Raw genomic sequence first — 8,528 nt, forward strand, 5'->3', positions numbered from 1 at the left:
ACAGCACGCGCAGAGCATTCGGGCTGATGTCCTTGCGGGAGATCGTGTGCTGGTCGCGCGGGATGACGCGCAGGCTGAACGGTGATGGAGCAGGGGAAATGATGTTGGCGCTTCCGGTTGAAGTTTCGGGATTGCCCAATGGCATCGAGGTGCATATACTAGCGCTCCTGCCTCGGCAGCGACAATTTTCTGCTCCCTTCGTCTAGTGGTTAGGACGTGGCCCTCTCAAGGCTAAAACAGGGGTTCGAGTCCCCTAGGGAGCACCAGTCGCCGCAGCAGGAACCGAAAAAGCCCGCCACCGTGCGGGCTTTTCTGTTTTCCGGGGTTTGTGATTTCGGATGATTGGTCGTTGTGGCGCCTGCCTGCTCCTGCGTTTGAGGGGGCAGACCACGCTGGCCTGGACACGCAAAAGCCCATCCATGGTGCTCGATGGCGCCATCCATGGCGCCATCGAGCACCATGGATGGGTTAACGGCGTGTCCTGGATCGGCTGGCCTGCCGCCTCCCCACGGAGAAAGAAGGCGCTGAAACGCAGGCCGGCCGTCAGCCTTCCATCTGCTCCAGTTCCTTGCCCTTGGTTTCGCGGACGTAGCGGATGACAAAGAAGATCGAGAGGAACGCGGCCACGGTATAGATGCCGTACGCACCGGCCAGGCCGATGCCGGCCAGCAGCATCGGGAAGGTGACGGTGATGGCGAAGTTGGACGTCCACTGCGCCGCACCGGCCACTGCCAGCGCCGAGCCGCGGATCTGGTTCGGGAACATCTCGCCCAGCATCACCCACATCACCGGGCCCCACGACATGTTGAAGAACACGACGTAGACGTTGGCCGCCACCAGCGCCAACCGGCCCATGCCATCGGACAACTGCAGCTTCCCGTCCACCAGGCTGCCGCTGGCAAAAGCCACCACCATCAGCGCCAGCGCAATGGCCATGCCCACCGAACCGACCCACAGCAGCGGCTTGCGGCCGATGCGGTCGATCAGCAGCACCGTCACCAGGCAGGCACCGATGCTCAGCGCGCCGGACAGCACGTTGATCAGCAGCGCGTCGTTTTCCGAGAAGCCCACCGCCTGCCACAACACAGCGCCGTAGTAGAACACCACGTTGATGCCCACCAGCTGCTGCAGCACCGCCAGGCCGATACCCACCCAGACGATGCCGCGCAGCTTGCCACTGGCCTTGTCCTTCAGGTCGGCAAAGGTCGGGCGATGCTGGTCCTGGGCCAGGCTGCCTTCAATCTCGCCGCGCTTGCTGCGCGCCTCGGCCGTCCCATACAGCTTCACCAGCACCGCCTCGGCCTGTGCGTGGCGGCCCTTGGCGACCAGGAAGCGCGGGCTTTCCGGAATGGCCAGCAGCAGCACCAGGAACAGCAGCGAAGGAATCGCCTGCATCCAGAACATCCAGCGCCATGCCTCCTGCCCCAGCCACAGCACCTCGGTGGAGGCACCGGCCGCGCGGGCCAGCAGGAAGTTGCTGAGGAACGCTGCAAACAGGCCGCTGATGATCGCCATCTGCTGCACCGTGGCCAGCTTGCCGCGATAACGCGCCGAGGCGACCTCGGCAATGTAGGCCGGTGACATCACGCTGGCCGCGCCCACCGCGAAGCCGCCCACCATGCGCGCGGCCACGAACAGCCACGAGGCATGCGCCGCGCCCGCACCCAGCGCCGACAGCAGGAACAGCACCGCCGAGATGATCAGCACGCTGCGCCGTCCCAGCAGGTCACCCAGGCGCCCGGCCACGAATGCACCGATGGCGCAGCCCAGCAGCATCGACGCCACCTCGAAGCCCAACGCCGCCTCACTGGAATTGAACGCCTGGCGCAGGCCATCGACCGTACCGTTGATCACCCCACTGTCGAAACCGAACAGGAAGCCACCGAGGGTGGCCACGCAGCTGATCAGGACGATGAAGGCGGTGTTCTCGCCGCGGCTGCCGGCGCTTGCAGGAATCGCTGTGGACATTGGATCTTCCGCGAAAGGGAGGGGCCAGCCGCTCAGCGCAGCAGGTACTGGTTCAGCAGGTTCTCATAGGCTTCCTGCCGGCCGCTACGCAGGCGTGGCTCGCCGGCCTGCCGGGCATGGGCGCAGAGGTCGTCCAGGCTGAGCCGGCCGGCGGCAAAGGCCTGGCCTGGGCCGTCGTCGAAACTGGCATAGCGCTCGCGCCGCCACTGTTCCAGCGGCGAGGCCTGCAGCAGCGCATGGGCCACCTCCAGACCGCGCGCGAAGGCATCCATGCCGCCGATGTGGGCCAGGAACAGATCCTGCGGATCGGTCGACTCGCGACGCACCTTGGCATCGAAGTTGAGGCCGCCATGGCCCAGCCCGCCCTGCCGCAGCACCACCAGCATCGCACCCACCGTGTCGTACAGATCGGTCGGGAACTGGTCGGTGTCCCAACCGTTCTGCGGATTGCCACGGTTGGCATCGATGCTGCCCAGCAGGCCGGCATCGGCGGCCACCTGCAGATCATGGGCGAAGGTGTGCCCGGACAGTGTTGCGTGGTTGGCCTCGATGTTCAGCTTGAAATCGCCGTCCAGCCCATGTTCGCGAAGGAAGCCGACCACGGTGGCGCTGTCGAAATCGTATTGGTGGTGCATCGGTTCCATCGGCTTGGGCTCGATCAGGAACGTGCCCTGGAAACCGATGCTGCGGCCATGGTCGCGGGCGGCCGCCAGGAAACGGGCCAGGTGCGCCTGCTCGCGTTTCATGTCGGTATTGAGCAGGCAGGCGTAGCCTTCACGGCCGCCCCAGAACACGTAGTTGCTGCCCCCCAGCGCCACCGTCGCTTCCAGGGCCGCATGCACCTGCACGGCCGCTCGTGCAACCACGGCGAAGTCCGGGTTGGTTGCCGCGCCGTTCATGTAGCGCGGGTGCGAGAACAGGTTCGCGGTGCCCCACAGCAACTGCATGCCGGTCTGCTGCTGGCGCTGGCCGGCCAGCGCGACCATGTGCGCGAGATTGGCGCGGTACTCACCGATGTCTTCCGCGTCCGGCGCAAGATCCACATCATGGAAGCACCAGAACGGCACGCCCAGCTTGGTGAAGAACTCGAAGGCCGCATCGCAGCGCGCCTCGGCCCGGGCCAGCGCGGTGTCGCCGTGGTCCCACGGGTAGGCCCGCGTGCCCGGCCCGAACGGGTCCTGGCCCGCACCACAGAAGCTGTGCCAGTAAGCCACCGCAAAGCGAAGGTGCTCGGCCATGCTGCGCCCACCGATCTGCCGCTGCGCGTCGTAGACCTTGAAGGCCAGGGGATTGTCGGAGCCGCGCCCTTCAAAGGGGATGCGGCCGATGCCGGGGAAGTACTCACGCTGACCAACGTGGAACGGGGTTGCCATGGACGATGCTTCCTTCTTCGGGATCAGGGCAGGCGCTGCTGGAACAGCGGCGTCAACGCCTGCAGGTGGTGGACGAAACGCTGGTAGCCGGCTTCGTACGCAACGGCCTGGGCAGGATCGGGCCGCGCCGCCAGGGCGGGGTCGAACTGCAGGTGCTCATCGACCAGGTCGGCCAGTGCCCGGCCCTGCCCCTCGCACAGCCACAACGCCTGCAGCGCGGCACCGAAGGCCGCCCCCTCGGCCTGCAGCGGCACGGCCACCGGCAGCTGGAACAGATCGGCGATCAACTGGCGCCACGCCGGGCTTTTTGCGCCGCCACCGGTCAGCACCAGGCGCTGGCCGCGCAGTCCGCCTTCCACCAGCGCGTCGTAGCCCAGGCGCAGGCTGTAACTGGCCCCCTCCATCGCCGCGCGGTAGAGGTTGGCCGGGGTCAGGTTGTGCAGGTCCAGACCGTGCAGGGCACCTCGCGCCAGCGGCAGATCCGGGCTGCGCTCACCATTGAAGAACGGCAGCATCACCAGGCCGTCGGCACCCGGCGCACTCTGCGCCAGCAAGGCTTCGCACTGCGCTGGCGACTGCCCCAGCAACGCGGCCGCCTGGCCGGTGGCGACCGTGCAGTTCATGGTGCAGACCAGCGGCAGCCAGCCGCCATCGGAGGCGCAGAACGCGGCCCAGCGCCCCTGCGCATCCACACAGGGTGTGGCACTCCAGGCAAACAGCGTGCCCGAAGTGCCCAGGCTCATGCTCAGGCGCCCTTCGCGCACGGCACCGGTGCCGATCGCCGCCATCATGTTGTCGCCGCCGCCGACCGCCACCCGGGCAGCCGCCGGCAGCCCCAGCAGCGCGGCGATGGCCGGCAGCAGGGTAAAACCCTGCCCGGGATCGACCAGCGCCGGCAGCAGTGCGCCCAGGTCGCGTCGCTCGTCGGTGGCCGCCAGCATCACCGACGACCAGTCGCGGCGGCGCACATCCAGCCATCCGGTCCCGGAAGCATCACCGGCCTCCATGAAGCGCTGCCCGGTCAGCCACAGATTCAGGTAGTCATGCGGCAGGGCAATACCATCCAATGCCGCATCCACCTCGGGACGGTGCTGGCGGGTCCAGCGCAGCTTGGAGGCGGTGTAGCCCACCCGAAGATCGTTGCCGGCGGCGGCGATGCAGGCCGCAGGCCCACCCACGGCGGCGGTGATCGCCGCGCATTCGGCACCGGTGCTGGTATCGCACCACAGCTTGACCGGGCCCAGCGCGCGGTTGTCACGGCCCAGCGGCACGAAACCGTGCTGCTGGCCCGACACTGCCAGCCCGCGCACCTGCGCCCGCACCGGTCCCGGCAGGGCCTGGACCGCCTCGACCAGCGCCTTCACCCAGTCCGCAGCGTTCTGCTCGCGGCTGCCGTCGGCCGTCACCATCAGTTCCAGCGGCCGTGCCTGCTGCGCCAGCACCGTGCGTGCGGCGGCGTCATAGGCGATCACTTTCACGCTCTGCGTGCCGGCGTCGATGCCCAGATACACGCTCATGCCCTGCCCGTCCCTGCAATCCGCACTGCATCACCGCCAGATGTCCACCGATGGACATCGAGTCTGCCGGGCGCTTCCCCGGCTTGGCAATGTGCAGTGCCGCAAAGTGCGGCTGCGCGGTGACCGGAGACCCTTGCGACAGGTCCAGAATCGTCAGCGCGCGCGGCACCGGTGCGGCTGACGGCAGCGCGCGCGTTCAACCTGTTCTAGAATTGCCCGCTTGAAGACGGATCTACCTCCCCCCTTATGCCCTTTGTCGTCACCGAAAACTGCATCAAGTGCAAACACACCGATTGCGTGGAAGTGTGCCCCGTGGATTGCTTCCACGAAGGCCCGAACTTCCTTGTGATCGACCCGGATGAGTGCATCGACTGCACGCTCTGTGAGCCGGAGTGCCCGGTCAACGCGATCTTCCCGGAGGACGACGTCCCGGCCGGCCAGGAAGTGTTCGTAGGCCTCAATGCCGAGCTCGCCAAGGAATGGCCGGTACTGACCGTGCGCAAGGATCCGCCCGCCGACGCCGGCGAGTGGGACGGCAAGCCGGACAAGCTGCCGCTGCTGGAGCGCTGATCCGCCAGCAGTTGCAACGAAAAGGGCGCCATCGGCGCCCTTTCCTGTTGGTAGCGCCGGGCCATGCCCAGCGGCACCTTCGCCGTGCTTACTGCGTCAGCTTTGCCTTCAGTGCGGCAATCAGCTTCACCGGGGCTTCGGCGGTGGCCGGCAGGCCACGCGGGTCAACCGCAGAGATGTAGGCGCCTGCATCAACGGCTACCACGCGGACCAGGAAGTTGCTGCCTTCATAGGCCACATCGTAGGAACCCAGCAGCTGCGCGCGGCTGGCGATGGTCACGCCTTCCACGCCTTCCAACGCGGTGCCGACCTTGGCGAAGGCCTCTTCCTTGCTGCCCGGGATGGTGAAACCGCTGTTGTTGGCAGCCGGAGCGGCCGTGGTTGCGGCAGCAGCCGGAGCCGCCGGCTGGGTGGCCGCGCTCAGCACCGGCACCTGGTTGCCACCAGCACCGGTGGGAACATTCAGATCCGGCGGCACTTCCAGCGGACGCATTTCGGGGGCCAGGGCGTAATCACCCTTGGCACCACGCTTGAAGCAGCCGGTGGTGCCGGCAGCGACGGCGACGGCGAGCAACGCATAGGACAGCACGCGGACAGTGGAAACGGAATGACGCATGTGGATCTCCTGGATCAGGCCACGACAACAGGTCAATGGCTGGAAAGGGCTTCAAGGGCGGCGATGTCGCCGGCAAGATGGTCGGCTGCGGGCTGGTGTGCCGCCGACAGCGGCAGCAGCGGCAGGCGCAGGTCATGGCCGATGCCGATGCGGCGCAGCAGCGCCTTGACCGGGATCGGGTTAGGCTCGACACCGCAGAAATCGTGGAACGGCTGCAACCGCGCATCCCAGGATTCCGTGGCTTCATGTTCGTGGGCCGCGGCCAGCGCACACATGCGGCGGTAGGCACCGGGAAGGACGTTGGAACCGACCGAAATCAGCCCGGCCATGCCCGCCTGGATCGAGCGGGCGGCGGTACCGTCGTCGCCGCTGAGTACGGCAAAGTCCGGGCCGGCCAGTGCCAGCAGGGCGTGGACGCGGCCGGTGTCACCCACCGCTTCCTTGATGGCGACGATGTTGGGGTGGCTGGCAAGCTCGGCCACGGTCTCCGGCTGCATGTCGCAGCCGGTACGGCCGGGGACGTTGTACAGCACCACCGGCAGGCCGCCCTGGTCGGCCACGGCGCGGTAATGCGCGATCAGGCCCGCCTGGGTGGGCCGCACGTACGGCGGGGTCACCACCAGGGCGTGGGTAGCACCAAGCGCAGCGGCGCGGCGGGTCTGGTCGATGGATTTGGCAGTGCCGGACAGGCCGGTGCCGGCCAGGACCGGAATGCGGCCGGCGATGCGCTCGACGGCGCTGGCCAGCAGCTGGTCGTACTCCACATCGGAGAGGGTGGCGGCTTCGCCGGTCGAGCCGGCGACGACGACGCCTTGGACGCCGCCCTCCAGCTGCAGGTGCAGCAGGCGCTGCCAACCGTCGGGATCGAGTGAGCCGTCGGCCCGGAACGGGGTCGCCAGCGCGGTGATGAGGCCGGAAAGGGACAAGGACGTGCTGCTCTTGGCTGGGGAGGGAAAACGCCCGCCACGACAGGCCGGGGGCACCTGAATGTTACTTGCGGCGCGAAAGCACGGGCAAGTATGCTGGACACCGGTGGATTCCCGCCTCCGGCGGGCATTCAGACTCACCCTTGCATTACCCGGAATCGACTTGACCGACACCACCCCGCGCCCCGCGCCGAGCGAAAACCACCTCCTGATCAACGCCTACACGACGCATCCGGAGTCCCCCCTGCTGTCCGTCACCCGCCGCATCGCCGACAGTGGCTGCAATCTGGTGGACGCACGCCTGGCCACGGTCGGCCGCGATGTCTCGGTTACCGCACTTGCCACCGGCTCCTGGGATTCGGTCGCCAAGCTGGAAGCCATGCTGACCCGGCTCGAGCGCGAAGAAGGCCTGAAGCTGGTCTGGTACCGCACGGCCGCCAAGCAGGCGCAGTCCAACCTGCTGCCGTACATCGTCGAAGTCATTGCCGCCGACAAGCCGGGCATCCTGTTCCAGCTGGCCGATTTCTTCGACCGCCAGGGCATCACCATCGAGACTCTGCAGAGCACGCGTTACCGCGCCATGCAGACCGGCGCTGAAATGTTCAGCGCGCAGGTCACCATCGGCGTGCCGGCCAACATGCACATCGCCGCGCTGCGCGACGATTTCCTCGAGTTCTGCGACCACCTGAACCTGGACGCGATCATGGACCCGATGAAATTCTGATCGCACGTGCGGTTTTTTCGCGCGCCTCTCACAGGCGCGTGGCGTTTCATGCAATTGTCGTAGAAACAACCCAGGCTCGACAGAAGGATCTCATGAACAACGGCGATACCCTGGACAGCACCACCCTTTCCCTGCCGCTGGCGCTGTCCGGCGGCGACCAGTCCACCCTCGGCGATCATGCCGGCCAGTGGCTGGTGCTGTACTTCTACCCCAAGGACAGTACCCCCGGCTGCACCACCGAAGGCATCGACTTCAACGCCCTGCTGCCGGAGTTCAGGAAAGCCGGTGCGGTCGTGCTTGGCGTCTCCCGCGACTCGGTCAAGTCCCACGACAACTTCTGCGCCAGGCAGGGTTTCAACTTCCCGCTGGTCAGTGATGCCGATGAAGCGCTGTGCACCGCCTTCGACGTCATCAGGATGAAGAACATGTACGGCAAGCAGGTACGTGGCATCGAACGCAGCACCTTCCTGATTTCCCCCGACAGCCAACTCATCCAGTCCTGGCGCAAGGTCAAGGTCGCCGGCCATGCCGACGCCGTGCTTGCCGAACTGAAGGCCGCCCAATCCAAGTGAGACCCACCGCCCACTGTGTCCGCCGCCACCCTGCCCTGCAGCAGGTCGTGGTGGTTTTTCCCTGTCCGTAACCAGGAAATGACGATGACCCGAGGCAAGCGCATCTACGTGCTGGATACCAACGTGCTGATGCACGATCCCACCGCGCTGTTCAAGTTCGAGGAACATGACGTCTACCTGCCCATGCAGGTGATCGAGGAGCTGGATGGCGCCATGTCAGTCTGGCCCTGCTGCTGAACCCCTGCGACCAGGAACAGCGGTT

The 8,528-nt window shown here is 66.7% G+C and carries 8 protein-coding genes, 1 tRNA gene and 2 pseudogenes; 5 read left to right on the plus strand and 6 right to left on the minus strand.

The window, feature by feature from the left end; translation table 11 throughout:
* Nucleotides 1-139 (minus strand): annotated as a pseudogene (locus ACQKDV_RS16605) (polynucleotide adenylyltransferase PcnB); the annotation flags it as partial.
* Nucleotides 140-191: 52 nt separating this feature from the next.
* On the opposite strand from ACQKDV_RS16605, the gene ACQKDV_RS16610 reads away from it, so the two are divergent.
* Nucleotides 192-266, plus strand: a tRNA-Glu gene (locus ACQKDV_RS16610).
* A 277-nt stretch (nt 267-543) separates the two neighbouring features.
* Here ACQKDV_RS16610 and ACQKDV_RS16615 read toward each other — a convergent pair.
* Genes ACQKDV_RS16615 through xylB form a run of 3 tightly spaced genes read right to left on the minus strand, consistent with a single transcriptional unit; the run spans nt 544 to nt 4,858 of the window.
* Nucleotides 544-1,968 carry a sugar porter family MFS transporter gene (locus tag ACQKDV_RS16615; protein WP_427785188.1) on the minus strand — a complete coding sequence of 475 codons (1,425 nt, stop codon included), beginning with the start codon at nt 1,966-1,968 and terminating at the stop codon, nt 544-546.
* A 32-nt stretch (nt 1,969-2,000) separates the two neighbouring features.
* Nucleotides 2,001-3,341 carry a xylose isomerase gene (gene xylA, locus ACQKDV_RS16620; RefSeq protein ID WP_427785190.1) on the minus strand — a complete coding sequence of 447 codons (1,341 nt, stop codon included), beginning with the start codon at nt 3,339-3,341 and terminating at the stop codon, nt 2,001-2,003.
* Nucleotides 3,342-3,364: 23 nt separating this feature from the next.
* A complete protein-coding gene (xylB, locus tag ACQKDV_RS16625) occupies nt 3,365-4,858 on the minus strand; it encodes a xylulokinase (protein ID WP_427785191.1) in 1,494 nt (497 codons plus the stop codon).
* A 246-nt stretch (nt 4,859-5,104) separates the two neighbouring features.
* Between xylB and fdxA the strand changes: the two genes are divergently transcribed.
* Nucleotides 5,105-5,428 (plus strand): ferredoxin FdxA, encoded by a 324-nt coding sequence (gene fdxA, locus ACQKDV_RS16630; protein WP_079221482.1) that lies wholly within the window; start codon nt 5,105-5,107, stop codon nt 5,426-5,428.
* A gap of 88 nt (nt 5,429-5,516) precedes the next feature.
* Here fdxA and ACQKDV_RS16635 read toward each other — a convergent pair whose 3' ends face one another.
* Together ACQKDV_RS16635 and dapA are read right to left on the minus strand one after the other, a co-directional pair.
* Nucleotides 5,517-6,044 carry a hypothetical protein gene (locus tag ACQKDV_RS16635; protein WP_427785194.1) on the minus strand — a complete coding sequence of 176 codons (528 nt, stop codon included), beginning with the start codon at nt 6,042-6,044 and terminating at the stop codon, nt 5,517-5,519.
* A 32-nt stretch (nt 6,045-6,076) separates the two neighbouring features.
* On the minus strand, nt 6,077-6,970 hold the full coding sequence (gene dapA / locus ACQKDV_RS16640) for a 4-hydroxy-tetrahydrodipicolinate synthase (RefSeq protein ID WP_427785195.1): 894 nt from the start codon (nt 6,968-6,970) through the stop codon (nt 6,077-6,079).
* A 163-nt stretch (nt 6,971-7,133) separates the two neighbouring features.
* Here dapA and ACQKDV_RS16645 point away from each other — a divergent pair, with 163 nt between their 5' ends.
* From ACQKDV_RS16645 to ACQKDV_RS16655, 3 genes and pseudogenes are all read left to right on the plus strand, one after another.
* Nucleotides 7,134-7,694, plus strand: coding sequence for a glycine cleavage system protein R (locus ACQKDV_RS16645; RefSeq protein WP_197580250.1), 561 nt, complete (start codon nt 7,134-7,136; stop codon nt 7,692-7,694).
* Nucleotides 7,695-7,786: 92 nt separating this feature from the next.
* On the plus strand, nt 7,787-8,266 hold the full coding sequence (locus tag ACQKDV_RS16650; protein WP_427785197.1) for a peroxiredoxin: 480 nt from the start codon (nt 7,787-7,789) through the stop codon (nt 8,264-8,266).
* 84 nt (nt 8,267-8,350) lie between these two features.
* Nucleotides 8,351-8,479 (plus strand): annotated as a pseudogene (locus ACQKDV_RS16655) (PIN domain-containing protein); the annotation flags it as partial.
* Nucleotides 8,480-8,528: the final 49 nt, after the last annotated feature.

The sequence above is a fragment of the Stenotrophomonas sp. NPDC077659 genome, assembly GCF_050268705.1.
Classification (GTDB): Bacteria; Pseudomonadota; Gammaproteobacteria; order Xanthomonadales; family Xanthomonadaceae; genus Stenotrophomonas.

Bases quoted from the DNA above. Each gene is read 5' to 3' on its own strand.
- ACQKDV_RS16615 (WP_427785188.1), bottom strand. From the start codon at position 1,968: ATGTCCACAGCGATTCCTGCAAGCGCCGGCAGCCGCGGCGAGAACACC.
- xylA (WP_427785190.1), bottom strand. From the start codon at position 3,341: ATGGCAACCCCGTTCCACGTTGGTCAGCGTGAGTACTTCCCCGGCATC.
- xylB (WP_427785191.1), bottom strand. From the start codon at position 4,858: ATGAGCGTGTATCTGGGCATCGACGCCGGCACGCAGAGCGTGAAAGTG.
- fdxA (WP_079221482.1), top strand. From the start codon at position 5,105: ATGCCCTTTGTCGTCACCGAAAACTGCATCAAGTGCAAACACACCGAT.
- ACQKDV_RS16635 (WP_427785194.1), bottom strand. From the start codon at position 6,044: ATGCGTCATTCCGTTTCCACTGTCCGCGTGCTGTCCTATGCGTTGCTC.
- ACQKDV_RS16650 (WP_427785197.1), top strand. From the start codon at position 7,787: ATGAACAACGGCGATACCCTGGACAGCACCACCCTTTCCCTGCCGCTG.